Origin of the sequence: Variovorax sp. W1I1 (assembly GCF_030815625.1) — a bacterium.
GTDB classification, from domain to species: Bacteria; Pseudomonadota; Gammaproteobacteria; order Burkholderiales; family Burkholderiaceae_C; genus Variovorax; species Variovorax paradoxus_C.
Window position 1 is genome coordinate 3430905 of sequence record NZ_JAUSWZ010000001.1, and the last position, 21298, is coordinate 3452202.

At 65.9% G+C, this 21298-nt stretch carries 19 protein-coding genes; 16 read left to right on the forward strand and 3 right to left on the reverse strand.

Annotated features, from left to right (window positions below; all coding sequences use genetic code 11):
* Positions 1–146 precede the first annotated feature (146 nt).
* From QFZ83_RS16030 to QFZ83_RS16095, 14 genes are all read left to right on the forward strand, one after another.
* Positions 147–737, forward strand: a complete 591-nt coding sequence (locus QFZ83_RS16030; RefSeq protein ID WP_307508022.1) for a DUF3305 domain-containing protein — start codon at positions 147–149, stop codon at positions 735–737.
* Positions 730–1374, forward strand: coding sequence for a DUF3306 domain-containing protein (locus QFZ83_RS16035; protein WP_307508024.1), 645 nt, complete (start codon positions 730–732; stop codon positions 1372–1374). The genes QFZ83_RS16030 and QFZ83_RS16035 overlap by 8 nt, the downstream gene beginning before the upstream one ends.
* Positions 1334–3412, forward strand: a complete 2079-nt coding sequence (locus tag QFZ83_RS16040) for a 4Fe-4S dicluster domain-containing protein (protein WP_306878055.1) — start codon at positions 1334–1336, stop codon at positions 3410–3412. The genes QFZ83_RS16035 and QFZ83_RS16040 overlap by 41 nt, the downstream gene beginning before the upstream one ends.
* On the forward strand, positions 3409–4026 hold the full coding sequence (locus tag QFZ83_RS16045) for a molecular chaperone (RefSeq protein WP_306877018.1): 618 nt from the start codon (positions 3409–3411) through the stop codon (positions 4024–4026). The genes QFZ83_RS16040 and QFZ83_RS16045 overlap by 4 nt, the downstream gene beginning before the upstream one ends.
* A 110-nt stretch (positions 4027–4136) precedes the next feature.
* Complete coding sequence (locus QFZ83_RS16050) at positions 4137–4364, forward strand: hypothetical protein (protein ID WP_013542028.1); 228 nt, start codon at positions 4137–4139, stop codon at positions 4362–4364.
* 9 nt (positions 4365–4373) lie between these two features.
* Positions 4374–7361 (forward strand): formate dehydrogenase subunit alpha, encoded by a 2988-nt coding sequence (locus QFZ83_RS16055; protein WP_306877020.1) that lies wholly within the window; start codon positions 4374–4376, stop codon positions 7359–7361.
* Positions 7362–7370: 9 nt separating this feature from the next.
* Positions 7371–7991: a formate dehydrogenase FDH3 subunit beta gene (gene fdh3B, locus QFZ83_RS16060; protein WP_013542030.1), complete on the forward strand. Its 621-nt coding sequence runs from the start codon at positions 7371–7373 to the stop codon at positions 7989–7991.
* Positions 7988–8239, forward strand: coding sequence for a hypothetical protein (locus tag QFZ83_RS16065; RefSeq protein ID WP_013542031.1), 252 nt, complete (start codon positions 7988–7990; stop codon positions 8237–8239). Before fdh3B ends, QFZ83_RS16065 begins: the two co-directional genes overlap by 4 nt.
* Before the next feature lie 12 nt (positions 8240–8251).
* Entirely contained in the window at positions 8252–9532 is a 1281-nt protein-coding gene (locus QFZ83_RS16070; protein ID WP_306877023.1) for a formate dehydrogenase subunit gamma, read from the forward strand.
* Entirely contained in the window at positions 9529–9924 is a 396-nt protein-coding gene (locus QFZ83_RS16075; protein ID WP_306877024.1) for a hypothetical protein, read from the forward strand. Before QFZ83_RS16070 ends, QFZ83_RS16075 begins: the two co-directional genes overlap by 4 nt.
* A gap of 115 nt (positions 9925–10039) precedes the next feature.
* Positions 10040–11293 carry a gephyrin-like molybdotransferase Glp gene (gene glp, locus QFZ83_RS16080; protein WP_306877026.1) on the forward strand — a complete coding sequence of 418 codons (1254 nt, stop codon included), beginning with the start codon at positions 10040–10042 and terminating at the stop codon, positions 11291–11293.
* The gene (locus QFZ83_RS16085) at positions 11284–13218 is read left to right on the forward strand and encodes a molybdopterin biosynthesis protein (RefSeq protein WP_306877027.1); all 1935 of its coding nucleotides are present in this window, start codon (positions 11284–11286) and stop codon (positions 13216–13218) included. The genes glp and QFZ83_RS16085 overlap by 10 nt, the downstream gene beginning before the upstream one ends.
* Positions 13219–13256: 38 nt before the next feature.
* Positions 13257–14087 (forward strand): substrate-binding domain-containing protein, encoded by an 831-nt coding sequence (locus QFZ83_RS16090; protein WP_306877028.1) that lies wholly within the window; start codon positions 13257–13259, stop codon positions 14085–14087.
* A gap of 116 nt (positions 14088–14203) precedes the next feature.
* Entirely contained in the window at positions 14204–15712 is a 1509-nt protein-coding gene (locus QFZ83_RS16095; protein ID WP_306877029.1) for an ABC transporter permease, read from the forward strand.
* A 283-nt stretch (positions 15713–15995) separates the two neighbouring features.
* Here the strand turns inward: QFZ83_RS16095 and QFZ83_RS16100 are convergent, their stop codons facing one another.
* The 3 genes from QFZ83_RS16100 to QFZ83_RS16110 all read right to left on the reverse strand — a co-directional run bounded on the left by QFZ83_RS16100 (position 15996) and on the right by QFZ83_RS16110 (position 19128).
* Positions 15996–16448, reverse strand: a complete 453-nt coding sequence (locus QFZ83_RS16100) for a helix-turn-helix domain-containing protein (protein ID WP_307508025.1) — start codon at positions 16446–16448, stop codon at positions 15996–15998.
* 401 nt (positions 16449–16849) lie between these two features.
* Positions 16850–17545, reverse strand: a complete 696-nt coding sequence (locus tag QFZ83_RS16105) for a Crp/Fnr family transcriptional regulator (protein WP_306877032.1) — start codon at positions 17543–17545, stop codon at positions 16850–16852.
* A 212-nt stretch (positions 17546–17757) separates the two neighbouring features.
* Positions 17758–19128 (reverse strand): EAL domain-containing protein, encoded by a 1371-nt coding sequence (locus QFZ83_RS16110; protein ID WP_306877034.1) that lies wholly within the window; start codon positions 19126–19128, stop codon positions 17758–17760.
* Between the two features lie 904 nt (positions 19129–20032).
* Between QFZ83_RS16110 and QFZ83_RS16115 the strand changes: the two genes are divergently transcribed.
* Complete coding sequence (locus QFZ83_RS16115; protein ID WP_307508027.1) at positions 20033–20692, forward strand: Crp/Fnr family transcriptional regulator; 660 nt, start codon at positions 20033–20035, stop codon at positions 20690–20692.
* Between the two features lie 220 nt (positions 20693–20912).
* Positions 20913–21284 (forward strand): hypothetical protein, encoded by a 372-nt coding sequence (locus tag QFZ83_RS16120; RefSeq protein ID WP_307508029.1) that lies wholly within the window; start codon positions 20913–20915, stop codon positions 21282–21284.
* Positions 21285–21298 lie beyond the last annotated feature (14 nt).

A 21298-nucleotide genomic window follows, 5' to 3' on the forward strand; every position in this document is an offset into this window, starting at 1 on the left:
CGTTTGCCCATGCGACTCCTTATTTGCGCGGCATGCTACCCCATGTATTCTTGTGGCGTATCGACGAGACGGCGGCTGTACTTCCGTCGCGCGGGCACCCCCAACTGTCCCTGAGCATCGCTGAAGCATCGACTATCGTTCGCCCCATGCCCTCCTCGGAAACCCCTGCGATCTCCGCCTCCGGCCGCCCGACGCTCGATGTCGCGGTCGTCATGCGCCGCGAGCGGCTGCACGGCCCGTCCAGCCACTGGCAACCCTGGCGTTGGACGCTCGACAGCGTGATGCCCGACGAGCCCGGTTTCGGCACCGAGCCGCGCTTGCTGCACGACGACGAAGGCGAGCAACGCTGGTTGCATCCGGGCTTGAAGGTCGAACTGTTCCGCGACGAGGCCGAGGGCTACCACCTCAACGCGACCACGCCGACGCCCTGTTGGTTCGTGCTCTGGCGCATGGACGAGGAGGCGACGCTCGGACCCGAGCCGATTCCGCGTCCGGTCGTGGTGACGCTCAGCTACTACGAGGCCGGGCGCTGGCTCGACGCGCAGGAAACCGTCGAGCAGGTGCCGGCGCCTACGGAAGTGATCGATTGGGCACGCGCTTTCGTGGACGAGCACTACGTGATCGAGCCGAAGCGACGTCGTCGGCCCGAGAGTTTCCGGTCGCTGGTCGATCGTTTCGGCAATGCCGCGAGCGTGACGACCGAGAAGAAGCGCGGGCGGGGAGCCGGGGATGTCTGAGGGCTTTCTCGGACGGTGGTCACGGCGCAAGCAGGAGGCGCGCGACGAAGTGCCGGTGGTGCCCGCAGAAGAAAAGATGCCGCCTTCCGTCGCACTCGCTCCGGCGTCGGACGCCGAGCCCGCGCAGCAAGTAACGGAACAGGCCGCTCCTCCCGCCCTCCCCCCGGAGAACGATCCGGAGCAAGCCGCACAGCCGCTGACGCTCGCGGATGTCGACGGACTGGGCATCGAATCGGACTACAAGCCTTTCCTGGCCAAGGAGGTCGCGCCGGAGGTCAAGAACGCGGCCTTCCGCAAGCTCTTCTCCGATCCGCATTTCAATGTGATGGACGGTCTCGACACCTACGTCGACGACTATTCCAAGCCCACGCCGATGCCCGACAGCGTGTTGCGCCAGATGGCGAGCGCCAAATTCCTGAAGCTCTTCGACGAGGAGCCCGAGCGCATTCCCCCTGAAACCCCCAAAGCCATGGGGGCGGAGGACGTGGCACAGTCCAACGATTCCGGAGATCTTCCCAGCCCGCCGGTTGCCGATGCGCAACCAGCCAGCCAAGAAAACGATGACCACCACGCTGATCTGCGACTGCAACCAGACGATGCCGCTCGAGCCGAAGACACTCGGCGCGGCACTGGCTGAATCCCTTCCCCTGCATTCGGCGCTCTGCCGCCGCGAAGCCGCTTCCTTCCAGCGCGCCATCCAGTCCGGAGACGAAGTGGTCGTCGCCTGTACCCAGGAAAAGCGGCTGTTCGGCGAACTCGCCACGCAGACGCCCGCTGCGACCTCCCCGATCCGCTTCGTCAACATCCGCGAGACAGGCGGATGGAGCCGCGACGCGAAAAGCGCGATGCCCAAGATCGCAGCGCTCCTGGCCGCGGCCAGCCTGCCCGAGCCCGAACCGGTCTCGACCGTGAGCTACAACAGCCAGGGCCGGCTGCTGATCATCGGGCCTCTCGACGAGGCCGAGCGCGCTGCGGCCTTGGTCGGCGACACGCTCGACGTGACCCTCATGGCACAGGGTCCGGGCGCACTCGGCGGCACACAGGAGCGCCGCTGGCCGGTGATCGCGGGCCGCATCGATTCGCTCGCAGGCTGGCTGGGCGCCTTCACGCTCCGCTGGACGCGCGACAACGCGATCGACCTCGACCTGTGCACGCGCTGCAATGCCTGCATCGCAGCCTGCCCCGAACAGGCGATCGGCCTGGATTACCAGATCGACAACGCCCGCTGCACGTCGCACCGCGATTGCGAGCGCGCCTGCACCGTGGCCGGTGCGATCAATTTCGCGCGCGAGCCTCAGGTGCTCGACGCCGCGTTCGACCTGGTGCTCGATCTCGGCGCCTCGCCGCGCATCGATTGGCATGCGCCGCCCCAGGGCTACTTCCACCTGCCGGGCGGCGTCGCGCATGCCGACGGCCTCCAGACGCTGCTGCGCGTGCGCGAACTGGTCGGGGAGTTCGAAAAGCCCAAGTTCTTCGACTACAAGCAGAGCCTCTGCGCGCACAGCCGCAACGAGGTGGTCGGCTGCAATGCCTGCGTCGAGGTGTGTTCGGCCCACGCCATTGCCAGCGACAGGCAGCGCCAGCGCATCGTGGTCAATCCGAACCTGTGCGTCGGCTGCGGCGCGTGCACGACGGTCTGCCCGACAGGCGCGCTGGGCTACACGTACCCCCGTGCTCCCGATCAAGGACTCAAGCTGCGCAAGCTGCTCACCACCTATGCCGCCGCGGGCGGCCGCGATGCCGCGCTGCTGCTGCACAGCCAGGAAGGCGGCCAGGCGCTGGTCGAGCAACTCGGACGGCAGGCGCAACTGGGCAAGGCGCAAGGCGTGCCGGCCCGGGTCATTCCGGTGGGACTCTTTCACGCGGCGAGCACCGGCATCGATCTGTGGCTCAGTGCGATCGCCTTCGGTGCTTCGCAGGTGGTGGTGCTTTGTACCCGCGAGGAAGCGCCGCAGTACCTGGCAGCGCTCAAGAAGCAGATGGAGATCGCCCAGGCGCTGTTGCTGGGCCTGGGCTACACCGGAACCCACTTCCGCGTGATCGAGGCCGATTCGGCGGCGGTGCTGGATGCCGCGCTTGCCGGCTTGCGCACGACGACACAGCAAGTGCCTGCAGCCCCGGCCCGTTTCGCAATCGGCGCGGTCAAGCGCGACAGGCTCGAGATGGCGCTCGACCATTTGATGGGTGCGGCCCCTGCCCTTCAGGCGCCTGCCGATGCGCCATTGGCCTTCGACCTGCCTCCAGGCTCACCCTTGGGTGCCATCGCAGTCGACAAGGAAAAGTGCACGCTGTGCCTGGCCTGTGTCAGTGCCTGCCCGTCCGGCGCGCTGCTGGACAGCCAGAGCGCGCCGCAGTTGCGCTTCATCGAGAAGAACTGCGTTCAATGCGGCTTGTGCGAGATCACCTGCCCCGAGGATGCCGTCTCGCTCGTGCCACGCCTGCTGGCTTCGCCCGAACGCAAGCAGCAGGTGCTTCTCAACGAGGCAAAGCCCTGGGCATGCATCCGCTGCAGCAAGCCCTTCGGCACGCAGAAGGCGATCGAGGCCATGCTCGGCAAGCTGGCGGGTCACGCGATGTTCCAGGGGGAAGCGCTGGAGCGCCTCAAGATGTGCAGCGACTGCCGGGTCATCGACCTCTACAGTGCCACCAACGAAGTGAAGATCGCCCCGCTATGAGTGAGACCTTTCCCGCGTCCTCCGCGCTCGACGAGGAAGTGGCACGCGCCGAGCTCTACGGCCTGCTGGCGCGCCTTTGGTACGCAGCACCCGATGCCGGGCTGCTGGAGGCTTTCCAGGTTGCGCCGACCGAGGCTCCGGCCGCGGGCGCCTTTTTAGAGGAGCCGTGGCGCCAACTGGTCGGCATCGCGCGCGACACCAGCGCAGCCGCCACGCACGACGAGTACGACGCGCTCTTCGGCGGCATCGGCAAGCCCGATATCTTCCTTTTCGGCTCGCATTACCTGAGCGGCTTTCTCAACGACAAGCCGCTCGTGCAACTGCGTCACGACCTCGACCGGCTGGGTCTTGCGCGCACCGAGGCCACCTACGAAACCGAGGACCACATCGCCTGCCTGTTCGAGGTGATGCGCTACCTGATCGCCGGCGACGACGTGGCCGTCGCCAACCTTACACAACAACAGGCTATTTTCTCGAAGCACATCCAGCCCTTCTTGCCCGCGTTGTGCGACGCTGTCGCCCAGCATCCCAAGGCCCGGTTCTATGCAGCGCTCGCGGTCTTCACACGCGCGTTCGGCGAGGTCGAGGCACAGGCTTTCGACATGATGGCCTGATGGCCTGATGGAAGGGGAAACCGGGTTGCCCGTGAAGTGTTGCTGGTCTAGTATCCAAAAGCACTCACGTATTTCATGACGTGTCACGCCTAGCCACTCCTGGAGCCAATATGCAGGACAGCCAAAAAGACACCGGCCTCAAGCCGGCCTCCCGTCGGGGATTCTTCCTAGGCGCCGCCACCGCCGGCGTCGCCGCAGCAGCCGTCACGGCGCTGCCGAAAATTGTCGAGGCGCCCGTCGCCACCGCCGCTCCCTCCTTGCCGCCTGCGCCCGAAAACGGCGGTGGCTATTCCCTGAGCGAGCACGTCAAGCGCTACTACAAGACCGCTTCAGCCTGAGGAGTCCCCGTGCTTCTGACAAGAAAATCCCCGGGCAGCGCGAGTCAACGTGACTCCGACCCGTCCACCGCCACTTCACCCTTCGTCCACAGCCTGCGGCGCGGCCTTGCGAATGCACTGCCGACGATGGACCGGCGTGCCTTCCTGCGGCGCTCCGGCCTCGGTGTCGGTGTGGGCCTTGCTGCCAGCCAGCTCACCCTGATCCAGAAGGCTCGGGCGGCCGACGGCAGACCCGTCGCCATCGGCGCCGGCAAGATCGAGGTGAAGCGCACCGTGTGTTCGCACTGCTCGGTGGGCTGCGCCTCCGATGCGGTGGTCGAGAACGGTGTGTGGGTGCGGCAAGAGCCGGTGTTCGACTCGCCCATCAACCTTGGCGCCCACTGCGCCAAGGGCGCCGCGCTGCGCGAACACGGCCATGGCGAATACCGCCTTCGCTATCCGATGAAGCTCGTGAACGGCAAGTACGAGCGAATCAGCTGGGACACTGCGCTCGACGAAATCACCGCCAAGCTCAAGGAGCTCACCAAGGCCAGCGGTCCCGATGCGATCTACTGGATCGGCTCGAGCAAGCACAGCAACGAGCAGTCGTACCTGCTGCGCAAGTTCGTGAGCTTCTTCGGCAGCAACAACTGCGACCACCAGGCGCGCATCTGCCACTCGACCACGGTCGCGGGCGTGGCGAACACATGGGGCTACGGCGCCATGACCAATTCGTACAACGACATGCGCAATGCGAAGGTCGCGATGTACATCGGCTCGAACGCCGCCGAAGCGCACCCGGTGAGCATGCTGCACATGCTGCATGCGAAGGAAAACGGCTGCAAGATGATCGTGGTCGACCCGCGCTTCACCCGCACGGCGGCCAAGGCCCACGAGTACGTGCGCATCCGCTCGGGCTCGGACATCGCGTTCCTGTTCGGCATCCTGCACCACATCTTCAAGAACGGCTGGGAAGACAAGCGCTACATCAACGACCGCGTCTACGGCATGGACGAGGTGCGCGCGGACGTGATGAGCAAGTGGACGCCCGACAAGGTCGAAGAGGCCTGCGGCGTCAGCGAGGCCCAGGTGCTGAAGGTCGCCACGATGCTCAACGAGAACCGGCCGGGCACCGTGGTCTGGTGCATGGGCCAGACGCAGCACACCATCGGCAATGCGATCGTGCGAGCTTCCTGCATCCTGCAACTGGCGCTCGGCAACGTCGGCAAGTCGGGCGGCGGCACCAACATCTTCCGCGGCCACGACAACGTGCAAGGCGCGACCGACGTCGGCCCCAACCCCGATTCGCTGCCCGGCTACTACGGCCTGGTCGAAGGTTCTTGGAAGCACTTCGCCGCGACATGGGGCGTGGACTTCGAATGGATCAAGGGCCGCTTCGCATCGCCCGCGATGATGAGCAAGCCCGGCATCACGGTGTCGCGCTGGATCGACGGCGTGCTCGAGAAGAACGAGCTGATCGACCAGGACTCGAACCTGCGCGGCGTCTTCTATTGGGGCCACGCGCCCAACTCGCAGACGCGCGGTCTCGAGATGAAGCGGGCCATGGACAAGCTGGACCTGCTGGTGGTGGTCGACCCGTATCCCTCTGCGACTGCCGCCATGGCCGCCATGCCGGGGCGACCCGAGGACGTGAACGCGAATCGCGCGGTCTACCTGCTGCCGGCCTGCACGCAGTTCGAGACCAGCGGGTCGGTGACGGCGTCGAACCGGTCGATCCAGTGGCGCGAGAAAGTGATCGAGCCGCTTTGGGAAAGCCGCAGCGACCACATGATCATGCAGCAGTTCGCCGACCGCCTGGGCTTCGGCAAGGAGCTCAGCAAGAACTACAAGATGCAGAAGGTCAAGGGCATGGACGAGCCCGTGCCCGACGACATCCTGCGCGAGATCAACAAGTCGTGCTGGGCCGTCGGCTACACGGGCCAGAGCCCGGAACGGCTGCAGGCGCACATGCGCAACATGGCCGCCTTCGACGTGCGCACGCTCAAGGCCAAGGGCTCGGTGAAGGACAAGGTCAACGGCTACGACATGACGGGCGATTACTTCGGATTGCCCTGGCCCTGCTACGGCACACCCGAGCTCAAGCACCCGGGCTCGCCGAATCTCTACGACCCCTCCAAGCATGTGATGGACGGCGGCGGCAACTTCCGCGCGAACTTCGGTGTCGAGCGCAACGGCAAGAACCTGCTGGCCGAAGACGGCTCGCATTCGCTGGGCGCGGACATCACCACCGGCTACCCCGAGCTCGACCACCTGCTGCTCAAGAAGCTCGGCTGGTGGGACGAACTGACCGACGCCGAGAAGCCCAAGGCCGAAGGCAAGAACTGGAAGACCGACAGCTCGGGCGGCATGATCCGCGTGTTCATGAAGAACCACGGCTGCCATCCGTTCGGCAATGCCAAGGCGCGGGCCGTGGTGTGGAATTTTCCGGATGGCATTCCGCAGCACCGCGAACCGCTCTACGGCACGCGGCCCGACCTGGCGGTGAAGTATCCGACGCACGACGACAAGATGGCCTTCTGGCGCATGCCCACGCTCTACAAGAGCGTCCAGCAGAAGAACATCGCCGACAAGATCGCCGAAAAATTCCCGTACATCATGACCTCGGGCCGCCTCGTGGAGTACGAGGGCGGTGGCGAAGAAACGCGCTCCAATCCCTGGCTCGCCGAGCTGCAGCAGGAGATGTTCGTCGAGATCAATCCGAAGGTGGCGGCCGAGAAGAACATCCGCAACGGCGAGCGCGCCTGGGTCCACACGCCCACCGGCGCCAAGCTCAACGTGCAGGCCCTGGTGACCGAGCGCGTGGGGCCCGACACGGTGTTCATGCCCTTCCACTTCTCGGGCCACTGGCAGGGGGCGGACATGCTCGCCTACTACCCGAAGGGCGCGGCGCCCATCGTGCGCGGCGAGGCCATCAACACCGGCACCACCTACGGCTACGACAGCGTCACCATGATGCAAGAGACCAAGACCACGGTCTGCAACATCGAGAAGGCATAAGGAAATCCCATGGCAAGAATGAAGTTCGTCTGCGATTCCGAACGCTGCATCGAGTGCAACGGCTGTGTCACGGCCTGCAAGAACGAGAACGAGGTGCCATGGGGCGTGAACCGGCGCCGCGTGGTCACGCTCAACGACGGCCTGCCGGGCGAGAAGTCGATCTCGGTGGCCTGCATGCATTGCTCCGACGCGCCCTGCATGGCGGTGTGCCCCGTGCAGTGTTTCTATCGCACCGACGAAGGCGTGGTGCTGCACGACAAGGACGTGTGCATCGGCTGCGGCTACTGCTCGTACGCCTGCCCGTTCGGCGCACCGCAGTTCCCCTCGCAAGGCACCTTCGGCGCGCGCGGCAAGATGGACAAGTGCACCTTCTGCGCCGGCGGCCCCGAGGCCAACGGCTCCGAAGCCGAGTTCGAGAAGTACGGCCGCAACCGCCTGGCCGAAGGCAAGCTGCCGGCTTGCGCCGAGATGTGCTCGACCAAGGCACTGCTGGCCGGCGATGGCGACGTGGTGGCCGACATCTTCCGCACCCGCGTCGTGCATCGCGGCACCGGCGCCGAGGTCTGGGGCTGGGGCACGGCCTACGGTTCGCAGCAGGCCGGCACGCCGCCCACCGGAGACAAGAAGTGAGACGCGCGGCCCTGACCCTCTTGGCACTCGCGTCGGGCGCCTTGCTGCTTGCGGCCTGCACCGAGAAGCCGCAGACGAACGCGGAGGGCGTCAAGCACGATGCGGTGCCCTGGAGCGGCACCGGCACGCAGGCCAACACCGGCACCGTCTTCACCGCGCCCGGCTGGAAGGTGGGCGACAAGACGGCGTGGGAGCAGCAGATCAAGCTCCGCTCCAACGGCCAGAACGAATACACCCGAGAAAACTGAGCCGGAGGCCGCATGAGCGTCGTCACCCTTCGCACCAGGCAAGCCTTCAATGCGCTGTTGGCAACCGCGCTGCTGAGCTGCGCGGCGGGCGCGTTGGCCCAGGCCGGCAACCCGGCAACTGGCGGTGTAGACGCCGCAGCGCCAACCCCCTCTTCTTCGTCCCCCGCGGCTGCGCCTGCTGCCACGACAGCCGCACCGGCAACGCAAGCAGCGGGCGGCATCCGCAGCCAGAACATCTTCGACGTGAAGCCCGAGGCGAGCGCCGACCCGAACTACCTCAACCAGACCAACGGCGAGCGCAACAAGGTCCAGCCCGGCAACAACGCGCCGATGTGGCGCCAGGTGAGCGGCGGCGTCACCGGCTACAGCAGCCTGCCCGTGAGCGAGGCGCCGGAGGCCGGCAACCTGATCCAGGGCTTCGTGCAGTACCCGGGTTCGCGCTTCACCAATGCCGGCGAGGCATGGCGCCAGGTGCGCAACAACTGGATCATTCCGTACGGCGCGGCGCTGCTCTTCATCACCTTGCTGGCGCTGGCGATCTTCTATTTCACGCGCGGACCGATCCGCCTGCACGGCACCGAGACCGGCCGCAAGATCGAACGCTTCACGCCCTTCGAGCGCGCCACGCACTGGTCGAACGCCATCGCCTTCGTCACGCTTGCGCTCTCGGGCATCGTGATGGCCTTCGGCAAGTTCTTCCTGCTGCCGGTGCTGGGCAGCGCGCTCTTCGGCTACCTGGCCTACGTGCTCAAGACCGTGCACAACTTCGTCGGGCCGCTGTTCGTGGTGACCACGCTGTTCATGATCTTCACCTTCATCCGCAGCAACTGGCCGGGCAAGGAAGACTTCACCTGGCTGCGGCACGGCGGCGGCCTCTTCGGCGGCAAGGAGCCGGCGTCGCACCGCTTCAATGCCGGCGAGAAGCTGGTGTTCTGGGGCGGCGTGCTGTTTCTCGGCAGCATCGTCATCGCCTCGGGGCTGTTCCTGGACAAGCTCCTGCCCGGCTTCGTCTACACGCGCGGCGAGATGCAGGTCGCGCACATGGTGCATGCGGTGGCCACGCTCTTCATGATGGCGATGATCATGGGCCACATCTACATCGGCACGCTCGGCATGACGGGCGCCTACAAGGCGATGCGCGAAGGCTACGTCGACGAGACCTGGGCCCGCGAGCATCACCGGCTCTGGTACGACGACATCGAGGCGGGCAAGATCCCGGCGCAGCGCTCGTCGCCGCCCGAGGCACCACCCGAGCCCGCACGGCCGGCGACCGCGCAAGGAACCTCTGCATGAAGCACACGCTGACCCTTCTCTGCGCGCTGGCGCTCCCGCTGGCTGCACCGTCCGCCTTCGCCAAGCTGCCGGCACCCTCGCCCGAAGCGCAGGCCAAGGCCGCCGACACCGCAGCCCGGACCGCGTGGAACACCAAGACCGACGCCTACCTGCTCTGCAAGGCGCAGGACCAGGTCGCGGCCAAGTACCGCGCCAGCGCCCAGGCCGCAGGCAAGCCGGCGCCCGCGGCAATGGCGACGCCGCCTTGCGTGGACCCGGGCCCTTACGCCGCGGCGCCGACCGAGACCAAGCCCATCGAGGCATCGGGCGCGCATTCGCCGGCTCCCACGGCGGCGGCACCGCCCAGCACGAACCAGACCTCGGCACAGACGAATCCCGCACCGAAGAAGTAAGCCGGCGGCAGGTGCCGTTGGCTGCCTCAGTCACCTCGGGCGGGTGGCTGGCAGGCGATGGGCCGGGCGCGATGCGCGTCGAGGCCGGCGACCTCCAACTTTCTATACTGGCCCGATGCCCACACCCGAACGAACCGTCTCGACAGATGTGCGTATGCGCGGCTTCAGCAAGCGCGCCGAGGTGCCCGCCGCCCTCGCGTGGATCGATGCCCATGCGGCGCTGCTGCCCGGCGAATCCGTGGCGGTCGACGAGGCCGCGGGACGCGTGCTCCTGCATGAGGTGATCGCGCCCATCGCGGTGCCCGAGTTCGATCGCGCGGCCATGGACGGCTATGCGCTGCGCGGCGGCGAGACCACCGGTGCCGGCGAATACAACCCGCTGGAATTCCCGGTCGTGGGCCATGCCTGGCCGGGCCGGCCTTTCGAAGGCGAAGTGCCCGCGGGCGCCGCCATTCGCATCATGACCGGGGCGCCGGTGCCATCGGGATTGGACGCGGTGGTGCCCGCCGAATACGCAAGCGAGCAGGATGGCCGGCTTGCCATCACGCGCGCCGTCGCTCCGGGCCAGCATGTGGGCCATGTCGGCGAAGACATCGCGAGCGGCAGCACGCCCCTCGCCGCAGGCCGCCGGCTTCGCCCGCAGGATGCGGGACTGGCGGCTTCGCTCGGCCTCGCGCAACTGCAGGTGTTGCGCCAGCCGCGCGTGCGGCTGCTCGTCACCGGCAACGAAGTGCGGGCGCCCGGCACGCCCAAGGGACCCTTCGAGATCTACGACGCCAACTCCGTGACCTTGCGCGGCCTGGTCGCGCGCGACGGCGGGCTGCTCGAATCGCACCAGCGCCTGGGCGACGATCCCGAGGTCATCTCGGAAGCGCTCGCGGCGCCCGGCGCCGACGTGGTGCTCGTCTCCGGCGGCTCCAGCGTGGGCGCCGAGGACCATGCGCCGCGCCTCTTGGCCGAACGCGGCGAGCTGGCCATCCACGGCATCGCGATGCGGCCTTCCAGCCCGGCCGGCATGGGCCGCATCGGCGACACGCTGGTCTTCCTGTTGCCGGGCAATCCGGTCTCCTGCCTCTGCGCCTACGACTTCTTCGCGGGCCGCGCAATCCGCCTGCTCGGCGGCCGGCCCGCCGACTGGCCCTATCCCCGCACGCGTGCGACCGTCGCGCGCAAGATCGTCTCGCAAGTCGGACGCGTCGACTACGTGCGCGTGAAGATCGGCCCGGAGGGCGTGGAGCCGCTCGCGCTCTCGGGTGCGTCCGTGCTGAGTTCCACCACGCGGGCCGACGGCTTCGTGGTCGCCCCCGCCGAAAGTGAAGGCTTCGGGGCGGGAACCGAAGTCACTGTCCATCTCTACGAATGCCCGTGAAACCCCAATCTCAATTTCTCGATGTCGTGACGCGCGACGAGGCCGAGCGCCGTTTTCGCGAACACCTGAACCTCGCGCCGCTGGGCCGCGAGACCGTGCCGCTGCACGCGGCGCTGGGCCGCGTGCTCGCCGAGGACGTGGCCGCGCCCATCGACGTGCCCGGCTTCGACCGCTCCAACGTCGATGGCTTCGCAGTGCAGGCCGCCGACACCTGGGGCGCGATGGAAGAACAGTCGCGCTCGCTGGCCCTCGTCGGCGAGACGCTCGCGCCCGGCATCGTGCCCCGGCGCGAAGTGGCGCACGGCCAGGCGACCGCCATCGCCACCGGCGGCATGCTGCCGCGCGGCGCCGATGCGGTGGTGATGGTGGAGCACACCGATGCCGAGGACGGCCAGGTGCAGATCCGCCGCGCGGCCGTCGAGGGCGAGAACGTCAGCTACGCCGGCACCGACATCGCACGCGGCGAAACCGTGCTGCGCGCCGGCCAGCCGCTGAGCTCGCGGGAGATCGGCGTGCTCGCGGCCCTCGGCCTGGCCGAGGTCGGCGTGTACCGCAAACCGCGCGTGGCCATCTTCTCCACCGGCAACGAAATCGTCGCGCCCGGTGCGCCGCTGCCCACCGGCGCGGTGTACGACTCCAACGCCGCCATCATCGGCGCCGCGGTCGAGGAACTGGGCGGGCTGCCGGTGCGGCTGGGCGTGATTCCGGACGACGAGGCCCTGCTGTCGGCCGCGCTCGCGCGAGGTTTGGAATGCGATGCCGTGGTCTTCTCGGGCGGCACGTCCAAGGGCGAAGGCGACCTTTCATACCGCGTGGTGGCCGCGCTCGGCGACCCGGGCATCGTGGCGCACGGCGTGGCGCTCAAGCCCGGCAAGCCGGTGTGCCTGGCGGTTACGGGCGGCAAGCCGGTCGTGATCCTGCCGGGCTTTCCGACCTCGGCGGTCTTCACCTTTCACGAGTTCCTCGCGCCCGTGATCCGCGCCTTCGCAGGCCAGCCGCCCGAGCGGCGCGAGCACATCGCGGCCACGCTGCCCATGCGCGTGAACTCCGAGCGCGGCCGCACCGAATATCTGCTGGTGGGCTTGGTGCCCACCGAGCAGGGCGTGGCCGCCTACCCGATGGGCAAGGGCTCGGGCTCTGTCACCACGTTCAGCAGCGCCGATGGCTTCATCACCATCGGCCAGCACACCGAGATCGTCGATGCCGGCGCGCCGGTGCAGGTGCAGCTGCTGGGCCAGGGGCTGGACCCGGCCGACCTGATCTTCATCGGCAGCCATTGCGTCGGCCTCGATTGGCTGACCGGCGAACTGATGCGCCAGGGCATCCGCATCAAGGCCATGAACGTGGGCAGCACCGGCGGGCTGATGGCCGCGCGGCGGGGCGAATGCGATGTGGCGGGCATCCACCTGATGGACCCGGCAACGGGCGTCTACAACCTGCCGCTGCTCACGCCGGGGCTCGATCTGATTCCGGGGTACGGCCGCATGCAGGGCATCGTCTACCGCCCGGGCGATGCGCGCTTCGAGGGACTCGACGCCGCCGCGGCCATCGCGGCCGCGACCACGCAGCCCGGCTGCACCATGGTCAACCGCAATGCCGGCAGCGGCACGCGCATCCTCATCGACCGCCTGCTCGGCAGCACCAAGCCGCCCGGCTACGGCGTGCAGACCAAGTCGCACAACGCGGTGGCGGTGGCCGTGGCGCAAGAGCGCGCCGACTGGGGCCTGGCCATCGACACGGTCGCGCGGCAATACGGCCTCGGCTTCATTCCGGTGCAGGAAGAGCGCTACGACTTCGTGGTGCCCAAGGCGCGGCGCGACCGCGCGCCCGTGCAGGCGTTCGTTGCGTTGCTGCAATCGGCCGCGGCGCGCGAGGCGCTGCGTGGCTTGGGCTTTCGCACTGACGACGCAGCCGCCGCTTCCTGACACCCGATGCATTTCCACCTCTTGAGGACCACCCCCCGATGACCTCCCGCAGACGCTCCACCCTCCTCGCCCTCGCCGGTGTTCTTGCCGGCGCCCTCTTCGCACCGCTCGCGCAGGCACAGGACAAGTTCATCGTCCTGGCGTCCACCACCTCGACGGAGCAGTCCGGGCTCTTCAAGCACCTGCTGCCGCTGTTCACGCAGGCCTCGGGCATCGAGGTGCGCGTGGTGGCCGTGGGCACGGGCCAGGCGCTGGACATGGGGCGCCGCGGCGATGCCGATGCGCTGTTCGTGCACGACCAGCCGGCCGAGGAGAAGTTCGTCGCCGAAGGCTTCGGGCTTCCGCGCCGCGCGGTCATGTACAACGACTTCGTGCTGATCGGGCCGAAAGCCGACCCGGCCGGCGTGCGCGGCAACGACATCGCGGCGGCACTCAAGCGGCTGGGTGCCGCGGGCAGCGGCTTCGTCTCGCGCGGCGACAAGAGCGGCACCCATTCGGCCGAGCTGCGCCAGTGGAAGCTGGCCGGCATCGACCTTGCGGCCGCCAAGCCCGCTGGCTACAAGGAGTGCGGCTGCGGCATGGGCCAGGCGCTCAACATCGCTGCGTCCACCAATGCCTATGTGCTGTCCGACCGCGGCACCTGGCTCAACTTCAAGAACCGCGGCGACCTGCGCATCGTGGTCGAGGGCGACAAGCAACTGTTCAACCAGTACGGCGTGATCGTCGTGAACCCGGCCAAGCATCCGCACGTCAAGAAGGAACTGGCGCAGGCTTTCTCCGACTGGGTGGTGTCACGCGACGGGCAAGCCGCGATCGCCTCGTACAAGATCGGTGGCGAGCAGCTCTTCTTCCCGAACGCGAACCTGTGAACGGCGGCGGTCTGGCCCGGGTGATTCCGGGCGCCGTGCCGGCCGGCTACGGCTCCGGCTTCCCATTGCTCGCCGCGTGACCATCGCGTCGCGCTTCCGGTAACAGCCGTCCTTCGATGAACACCATGACCGAAGGCTGGGCGCTGGCCTGGCAACTCATCCGCCACGCCGACCCCGAACTCGTGCACATCACGGCGCTCTCGCTGCAGGTGAGCGCGACGGCTTGCGCGATCGGTGCGCTGTTCGGCCTGCTGCTGGGCGCGTGGCTGGCGGTCGCGCGATTCCCGGGGCATGTGCTGGCCGTCTGGCTGGTGAACACGCTGCTCGCGCTGCCCGCCGTGGTGGTCGGCCTCCTGGTGTACCTGCTCCTCTCGCGCTCGGGGCCGCTGGGCGAACTGGGAATCCTCTTCACGCCGACGGCGATGGTGGTGGCGCAGAGCGTGCTCGTCACGCCGCTCATCGCCGCCCTGTCGCGCCGGCTCGTGATGGCGGCGCTGGCCGATGGCGGCGACCAGTTGCGCTCGCTGGGCGCCGGGCCGCTCACCACTTCGCTGCTGATGCTGGTGCACGACCGGATGGGCGTGACCACCGTATTGCTCACCGCCTTCGCGCGCGCCATTGCAGAAGTGGGGGCCGTGATGATCGTGGGCGGCAACATCGCCGGCGTCACGCGCGTGATGACCACCACCATCGCGCTGGAGACCAGCAAGGGCGACCTGGCGCTGGCGTTGGCGCTGGGCCTCGTGCTGCTGGCTGTGGTCGGCGCAATCAACGGTGCGATCGGGCTGCTCCAGTGGCTCGCGACCCGCCCGCTGAATGCCGCGCAGGCGAAGCCGCATGCCGCGGCGGCTAAGCCCGGCCTCCGCGCGCCCGTGGTCACCGAAGCGACCGAGCCCGCCGAGGGGACGCCGTTGATCCTGGCCGACAAGGCCACGGTGCGCTTCGGTGCGCTCGTCGCGCTGGACAACGCAACGCTGACCCTGCGCCGCGGCGATCGGCTCGTCCTCGTCGGCGCCAACGGCTCGGGCAAGACCACGCTGCTGCGGCTGCTGCACGGCCTCCTGTCCTGCGAAGGCCGCTGCGAGCGCCTGCCGCTGCAACCCGAAGGCCGCCTACCGCGCGCGGCCATGCTGTTCCAGCGCCCTTTTCTTCTGAGCCTTTCGGTGGAGCGCAATGTGCGGGTCGGCCTCTGGCTGGCCGGCGTGCCGGCGACCGAACGCGGGGTGCGCTGCCGCGAGGCGCTCGCGCGCGTGGGCTTGCTGGAACTTGCGGCGCGGTCCGCCCGTTCGCTCTCGGGCGGACAGCAGCAGCGGCTGGGCCTTGCCCGCGCCTGGGCGCTGCAGCCGGACATCCTGTTCCTTGACGAGCCGACCGCGAGCCTGGACCCCGGCGCCAAGAACGAGATCGAGGCCCTCATCCAAGAAGTCGCCAGCAGCGGAGTGACCATCGTGATGAGCACCCACAACCTCGGACAGGCCAAGCGCCTGGCCACGCGCGTGGCCTGTCTGCACGCGGGGCGGATCGTCGTCGAGCGTCCGGTTGCGCACTTCTTCGATGCAGAGGATTTGCCTGCCGAAGCCGAGCAGTTCCTCCAGGGGGAACTGGGCTGGCACCTGCGGCCGTAGGTTGCGAGCCAGAGATTCCGGCCCGCGTGTGGACGGTGCCGGGGTCGCGCATGAAGCCCATCGGCGAGATGTGCAGTCATAGGGCACAGATTCCATGCCGCGCGCATCGAAGTTCTGCAGCGGTGCCGCCGGCTGGCGCAGCGCCGCGAAGCCGGTGCCCTGGAAAGGATCGTCCACCGGGACCGCGCCCAGCGACTTCAATTTCTCCGCGCCCGTGCGTACCTGTATTTGTCTTCCTAGCGCGGCTGCCAATATGACCAAGCGATGCGCTCAAACAGAAGATTCAAGTGGATCTCGAAGACGAAGCGCAACAGCAGCTTTCACCGGTCAACCACATATAGATTCCGACACGTTCCTCATGCGTTATCTGCCTGCACCGAGAAGCTACTTCCTCGATCTTGGACAGCACCTCACCGATGGGGGGATGTACTTTCCTCTCCATCGGAGGAATGGGCCATTCGGAGCCGGTGCCCACGGCCAGCCAACGGGGATCGACCTCGAAGTAATCAGCGATGGCAAACAGGCATGTCGATTCGACGCCCTTGTTTCGCCCCGAAAGCCAGTGCGTGATCGCAGGTCGGGTGACGCCGCAATGACGTGCCAATTCGGCTTTGCATCCGCGGCCTTTGGCTGCGACGAGCTGGTTCAAGCGTTCCGAGAAGCCGCCGCCCAGCGCCATCGCGTCGGCTTCCGAAGCGCCCCCCATATCAATCCCCTCGAGACGCACTGGCGCCATCCCGGATCACACGTGCGCGATCGACGAAACGCCTGGAAAGAAGCTGTGGTCTCTGGCAATTTGCGCAGAGATACAAGCGCATTCCGGGCAGCAGACGCATCCACATCCTTCGATGTATGCGTGACAGCTTCCTCGCTTGGCACTGGCAACGAAAGAACAGGTGGATCATGAGGAACCGTTGATTGCTCGGGTCGGCCGGGATGGAATGAGTTGATCCGGTACCGGATTTACTGAAGGACAGCGCACGCGCAATCTCCAACCGAATATTTTGCTTTCGCCTGTTCGCGCTCACGCGACCTATTGCGCATCGAAAGTGACCCGCATCACTATTCATCGGAGATCGATTCGTTGGGGTACGCGACCACGCATGAAGCCCTCGCTGCATGGAAGAGGCAGACATCTCAGTTGTCCGATCCAAAAGAATCCGGGAGAGGCGGCGGCACCCGCTGCCGGTAGTCTTCTTTTGACAGCTCGTTCTCTGCGGGCAGCAGGTTGCCGATGTCTGTCGAGCCGAAATCCGAAGGAACATGAATGCCCTCCCCGTCCCGCCTTACCAAGCCGCGGCTTTCCATATCGCGCATGGTTTTGTTGACCACTTCACGTGAGAGACCCGAATAGGAGGCGATCACCGCCTGTGTGATGCGCTTGTCGTACCCGCCTGAACCGACGGGTGCAAGCTGCGTCAACTCATGAAGCACACGGCCCACCAACGCCTCCGCGGACAGCGAGGAGACGCGTCGCAGTTGCCTGCGCAGCAGGCCCGTGCGCCGTAGCGTGAGATCGACCAGGCCGAGCGCCATCTCGGGGTGCTTCGCGCAAAGCTCGCGCACCGCTGCGACCGGGACAAGGTACACCGACGATGGCAGAGCGGCGATGAGGGTGGACGCGGCTTGGTAGCGATCTTCGGTGAGCAAGGGTCCATGAAAAATGTCGCCACGTCGGATGAAGTCGGTCGTGACGTCGGCGTTGCCGGCATTGCCGCGTGCCACGACACGCAGCAACCCGCCGGTGACGCAGTACATGCGATCCGTCCATTCGTCGGACTCGATCACCAGGTCGTTGCGCCGGTAAGACCGAAACTCGCTGCGCTGGATCAAGGCCGTTCGGTCTGCCGTGCTCAAGCTGCTAAGAAGCGGGTGCAGATACATTTTTGGAAGTGCTGCATGCCCCCGGGCGAGTGATCGCAGATGACGAAGCTGCCGCTCGTCCCGCATATTTCCAGGCGTTCATGAAGACACTTGAACGCTGGCCTTCGTCAGATGAAGAGACGTGATTCGATCGAGCGGCGACCAGAGGATGCATCAACCCCTCATCGCGTTTCAGCGCGATACGTCGCCTTGGTTACGTCGAGGCTGCGCTGGATCGAACTCATCGGCGGTGCAAGTCTCGGGGGCTCTTCGGTACCGCGCAGGTGATGGCCCTGAACCCATTGCACACCGGCGTCGAGTGCGACGCCCAGGTCATCTTCGCGCTCAACGCCGTCGGCGACGACGTACACCGCCAAGTGGCCGCAAAGCGTCAGCATGTCGCGAAGACACTCACCGCCGAATTCGCTTTCCCGTGCCCGCCGAAGGAACGATGCCTCGAGTTTGATGATGTCGGGACGGCAGGCCTGGGCTGCCGCAAGATTGCCGCGCCCGGCACCGAAATCCTTGATGGCGATCCGGCAGCCAAACGACCGGAGCCTGGCGCAGAAGTCCCGGACCGCCTGCATGCTCGAGAACGCCATCGAATCGGAAATCTCCACTGTCAGGCGGGACGCCAGTTCGGGTGAAGACTTCAAAGTCGACAGAACGGACGCCCACCAGTGGTCGATTCGCGCGCTTTGTACAAAGAGACTTACCCCGAGCTGCACCAAGGGCTGATCTCTCAATGCGTCGATGACCTGTCGTACCACCAGACTGTCGAATGCGCGAGTCAGACCAAGGCGCTGCAAGCACGGCAGGAACACCTCCGGCGTGAGCGATGTCTGCCGATCTGGGGACACCAACACGTCCGGGCGTGCTTCCCAGTAAAGCATCGACGCCGAAGCGTAGGCGTTGATGATTGGTCGCCATGCAAAAGTGAGACGCCCGGCATGGATCGCTTCACTCAGTCGTACGGCCACGTCCATGTCGGCACGATAGTTCTGTCGCCACCCCTCGGTGGGCTTCTCATGTGCATCGGGAAAGGGCTGGGCGGTCCAAAGCGTGAGCGCGATCTCCGAATCGCCCATTTGGTCCGGTGCTTGCACATCGATCCAGTTCACATGCAATCGCGCCAGTGCCGTGGTCCCTCTGGCGGATATGGGCTCGCCTCCGAGCGCCAAGAGCAGCGATTCGAGTTGCTCACTGGCGGACGGCTCGGAAGCGGAGCCATCGTCTTGCGCGAAGAAATCATTGCTCCACAACAAAAAGCAGTCATCGCGCAGGCATGCAAGGTCGGCTTTGACCGATGTCAGGAAACGAGCGCAAAGCCGCTGCCTGATCTCACGGCTCACGCTCCTCGCGAAATCCGGGTCATAGGCTTCGGCGAGTTGCGGAAGGTTTTCGATAAGAACGAAGGCGCAGGCTCGCCGTATGGGCACACGGGGTTGGGGCTGCGAGACTTTCCGCAAGGAGCAATTCCTTGGCGCCTGAGTCGGCACGGTCGACATGCGCGACCGAAAGGGCATATCGGCGATCTGCGGAAGAGCGGACATTGGATCCTCGATGGACGAATTTTTCAGAGCTGGAAAACGCGTACTTCAATTAATGGTCTCCGCCCGCCAAATCGGGTGAACGAAGGTCGCGGCCTGATCAGACGCGGACGTACGTACCTGCACCCTTGGTCCCCGCGCGACGGTTCGCGGCCTGAATTGCCCAAGGAAGGCACACGCACAACCGACGAAGGGTTCTGTCCGCACGAAATCCGAATCAGAAGGGCGCCATGGGGCTGCCCTTCGAACTGGCAGCACAGCCGATCCACGGAAAAAGTTCTTCAGCGAGGCCCCTGCAGCCTTCGTGGTCGATGAAAGCTGGCTCCAAGGACCTTCACCCGGCGAATTCCGTAAGCAACTGATAACAAATTGATACTACGGATATCAGTGGGCTTTCGCATTCACTTTTGATTCATGAATGTGTCCCAGCTCACAACTCAACGCGATGAGCATGAGCTTTCCCATCGCGTGATGGGCCGCCGCAGCACCTGACGGTCACGCAACTGATCAGGTTGCGCAGGTGTCCGCAAACCGGACGTCCAGCGTCCCGGGATCATCCAGCGGCACGCCATCGGCGCGCGCAAGTCCTTGATTTCAAAGGATTCATGAGTTGGCACGTTGCGTGAGATGTCTTTGGCATCCATCACCAAAGGGGCCACCAATTACATCCGCCCTCACCTTCTTCGCGACCGCGGGCCTGTCGGCGGGAAGCACCGCCTTGGTGCGCCGAGGTGCAGCCGCAGCCGGCCGAGCCGATGCCTCCGCCGCTGTCTGAAGCCCGCGGCGCGGCGGGCTATCGCACCACCTGCGGCTGCCGCATCCCCTTTTCACTCGAGCCGATCGTCGGAAACCACTGCAGTCCCGTGGGCCGCGCAGACCGGGTCGATCCCGATTTTTGCTGACGCCCATGTCTTTGCACAGCCTCCTCAAACGCCTCCCGTTGTCCGAGCGCGAATTCCTGGTCGGTCGCAGCGAGCTCAGGACATATCGGCGCGGCGAGACTCTGTACGCAAAGGGTGAGCGGAGCGGCCAGATCTGCCTGGTGGCGACCGGCCTGCTTCGCGTGGTGGTCGATGACGATGTCACGACCGACTTCGTTCGCGAAGGAGATTTCTGCCTGAACCTCGAGATGAGCGAGGCGGCGCTCCATGCAAGGGCCACTCTCGTCGCAGCCCTGCCCGCTTCCGTCTATTTCATCCCGGCGAAGGACATCTGGGCAATTTGCAGAAGACATCCCTCGGTGGCGTCCGAATTTCTCAGGCTCGTCATGAACCGCATCGCAAAACTGCGCGTCCATTTGCAGCGCATCTCGTCACTTTCGTCGGAGCCGCTGATCACCTGCGTTCTTCATGAACTCACCTCTTTGGCACCGGCTCGCAAAGGAGGCTATGACAAGAGGATCTCGCAGGAAGTGATTGCCTCGTATGCGGCGCTTTCGCGCGAAATCGTCAACAGGACCATGCGAAGCCTGGAGCTGCGCGGATTGCTTTGGAAAGACGATCACGCTGTATATCTGCGAATGGATGCCAGCAATGCGCCGCGCTCATCGCTGCCCGGCGATTCCTGAGATACGGGGGTCAACGTCGGAGCAGTTCAAGGCGAGAGGATCAGGTCGTCCGTCGTCGAGTTTCCGGCAGGCATCGCAGCGACCGCTCGGGATGTGTGTCCTGCATCACAAGTGCATTAAGAAACAGCGCAGTGTTCGACCCAGGCGCCGTGTTCAAAATTTATAGTCGGTTCTTATGCCTTTTGTTCTCATTGCGCCAAAACGCATCTAGATCGCTTCCATGCAGATAAGCAGCTCCGGACGGCAAGGCCGGTCGATGGGTGTATCGACCGAATACGAAGCCGCTTGGTCGTCGCGTTCGTCGGACGACGACACGGTGCCCTGTCGATTCAACCTGCACTTTCAGACTGGCGAGAAATATCGCGCGGCCTTCCCGGTAAGTGCATTGTTCCGCGTTGCATCTCGCTCGGAAGTGAATCACTGGCTATTGGAAAGCAGTCCGTCCTTCAGGACCGACCGAGATCTCGTCCTGCGATACACGATCGATCTTCGCCGGGAAAACGGATCTCGATTGCGCTTGGAGGACATCGTCGACGACGCTCGAGCAGCCGCCATGATCGCGGCGGTGTTCCTTCAGAACTTGAGAGACTAGATAGACGCTCGGCT

Bases quoted from the DNA above. Each gene is read 5' to 3' on its own strand.
- QFZ83_RS16050 (WP_013542028.1), top strand. From the start codon at position 4,137: ATGCAGGACAGCCAAAAAGACACCGGCCTCAAGCCGGCCTCCCGTCGG.
- QFZ83_RS16085 (WP_306877027.1), top strand. From the start codon at position 11,284: ATGCCCGTGAAACCCCAATCTCAATTTCTCGATGTCGTGACGCGCGAC.
- QFZ83_RS16110 (WP_306877034.1), bottom strand. From the start codon at position 19,128: ATGTCCGCTCTTCCGCAGATCGCCGATATGCCCTTTCGGTCGCGCATG.
- glp (WP_306877026.1), top strand. From the start codon at position 10,040: ATGCCCACACCCGAACGAACCGTCTCGACAGATGTGCGTATGCGCGGC.
- QFZ83_RS16120 (WP_307508029.1), top strand. From the start codon at position 20,913: ATGCAGATAAGCAGCTCCGGACGGCAAGGCCGGTCGATGGGTGTATCG.
- QFZ83_RS16100 (WP_307508025.1), bottom strand. From the start codon at position 16,448: ATGGCGCCAGTGCGTCTCGAGGGGATTGATATGGGGGGCGCTTCGGAA.
- QFZ83_RS16070 (WP_306877023.1), top strand. From the start codon at position 8,252: ATGAGCGTCGTCACCCTTCGCACCAGGCAAGCCTTCAATGCGCTGTTG.
- QFZ83_RS16030 (WP_307508022.1), top strand. From the start codon at position 147: ATGCCCTCCTCGGAAACCCCTGCGATCTCCGCCTCCGGCCGCCCGACG.
- QFZ83_RS16115 (WP_307508027.1), top strand. From the start codon at position 20,033: ATGTCTTTGCACAGCCTCCTCAAACGCCTCCCGTTGTCCGAGCGCGAA.
- QFZ83_RS16045 (WP_306877018.1), top strand. From the start codon at position 3,409: ATGAGTGAGACCTTTCCCGCGTCCTCCGCGCTCGACGAGGAAGTGGCA.
- QFZ83_RS16075 (WP_306877024.1), top strand. From the start codon at position 9,529: ATGAAGCACACGCTGACCCTTCTCTGCGCGCTGGCGCTCCCGCTGGCT.
- QFZ83_RS16090 (WP_306877028.1), top strand. From the start codon at position 13,257: ATGACCTCCCGCAGACGCTCCACCCTCCTCGCCCTCGCCGGTGTTCTT.
- QFZ83_RS16040 (WP_306878055.1), top strand. From the start codon at position 1,334: ATGCCGCTCGAGCCGAAGACACTCGGCGCGGCACTGGCTGAATCCCTT.
- QFZ83_RS16035 (WP_307508024.1), top strand. From the start codon at position 730: ATGTCTGAGGGCTTTCTCGGACGGTGGTCACGGCGCAAGCAGGAGGCG.
- fdh3B (WP_013542030.1), top strand. From the start codon at position 7,371: ATGGCAAGAATGAAGTTCGTCTGCGATTCCGAACGCTGCATCGAGTGC.
- QFZ83_RS16095 (WP_306877029.1), top strand. From the start codon at position 14,204: ATGAACACCATGACCGAAGGCTGGGCGCTGGCCTGGCAACTCATCCGC.